Annotated in this window: 2 protein-coding genes; both read left to right on the forward strand. The window is 68.1% G+C overall.

All coding sequences use genetic code 11. The features are described from left to right. Positions 1 to 148 precede the first annotated feature (148 nt). On the forward strand, positions 149 to 871 hold the full coding sequence (locus V6U90_RS33385) for a type 1 glutamine amidotransferase domain-containing protein (protein ID WP_334445165.1): 723 nt from the start codon (positions 149 to 151) through the stop codon (positions 869 to 871). A gap of 97 nt (positions 872 to 968) precedes the next feature. After that, entirely contained in the window at positions 969 to 1361 is a 393-nt protein-coding gene (locus tag V6U90_RS33390) for an integrase core domain-containing protein (protein ID WP_334445167.1), read from the forward strand. Positions 1362 to 1443 lie beyond the last annotated feature (82 nt).

Below are 1443 nucleotides of genomic sequence, written 5' to 3' on the forward strand. Positions count from 1 at the left end.
ATCGCCACCCGGCACGCCGTACGCAACAACGCAACGCCGGCCACGGTCGGCACCGCCGGCACCTGGGCCTGATACCACCCCAAAACACACCCTGGGACAACGACGTCCGGGGGTATGACCATCATTCGCACCGCATGAGGAGCCTGCCATGACCAAGATCCTAATGATCGTCACCGGCGCCGACAGTCTCGTCCTCGCCGACGGCACCAACCACCCGACCGGCTTCTGGGCCGAGGAACTCGCCGCCTCACACAAGGTCTTCCGCGACGCCGGCATCGAGGTCGACATCGCCACGCCCGACGGCGTCGCCCCGACCGTCGACGCGATCAGCCTCGACTCCCGTGGCGGAGTCAGCGACACCGACGCCGCCACCTTCCGCGACTACCTCGCCAGCATCTCCGACGAGCTGGCCAAACCCCTCGCCATCGCGGACGTGAACGCGTCCACCTACAACGCGATCTACATCCCGGGCGGGCACGGGCCGATGGCCGACCTCGCTACCGACACCGACCTCGGACAACTGCTCACCGATGCCGACGGTCGCGGTCAGGTCATCGGCGCTCTCTGCCACGGACCGGCGGCGCTGCTCGCCGCCCGCCGCCCGGACGGCACGTTCACCTTCGCCGGCCGTCGCCTGGTCGTCTTCACCGACGAGGAGGAACGCCAGGGCGGCCTCGCCGACGCCACCCCGTGGTGGGTCGAGACGACGCTCCGCGAGCAGGGCGCCACGGTCGAGGCAGGCGCGCCATGGTCGAGCATCGTCGTGGTCGACGACAACCTCGTCACCGGGCAGAACCCCCAGTCCAGCGTCGCCACCGCTGAGCGGGTCCTCCGCAAGCTCGGCGTCCCCACGACCACTGGTCGGGAGTGAGGCTGCCGCCAGTCGTCATCGGCGATGGGTATCCGGGTTTCTCTCATCGTCGTAGCTGCCGGGCCCTTCGGAGCCGAGCAAAGCCAGCCCACCGACGTTGCTCACCTCGGAGAACGGGACCAGCGACTTCCGGTTCATGATCCGCGACCGCGCCACCAAGTACCGGCAGACCTTCGACGCAGTCCTGACCGCGGACGGCATACGGATGGTGAAGACGCCGCCGCGCACGCCGAGGGCGAACTGTTTCGTGGAGCGCTGGGGTCGCAGCATGCGCGAGGAGTGCACCGACCACATCCTGGTTTACGGCCAGCGGCATGCCAGGGTGGTACTGACCGAGTACGTCCGACACTTCAATCACCATCGGGCGCACCAGGGGCGCGGGCAGGTACCACCCAACCGTGAGCCGGACATCGTGATGCCGATCGACGGCGTTGTCCGACGCCGACGACGACCGGGCGGGGTCATCAACGAGTACCACCGGGCGGCTTAAACGGATCTACGAACTCGCAGGTGTCAATCCCCTGGAATCGTGGAGGACTCGGTTATGCGGCCTGGTCCTCCAGGGCGCGGAT

The organism is Micromonospora sp. CPCC 206060 (genome assembly GCF_036906895.1).
Taxonomy (GTDB): Bacteria; Actinomycetota; Actinomycetes; order Mycobacteriales; family Micromonosporaceae; genus Micromonospora.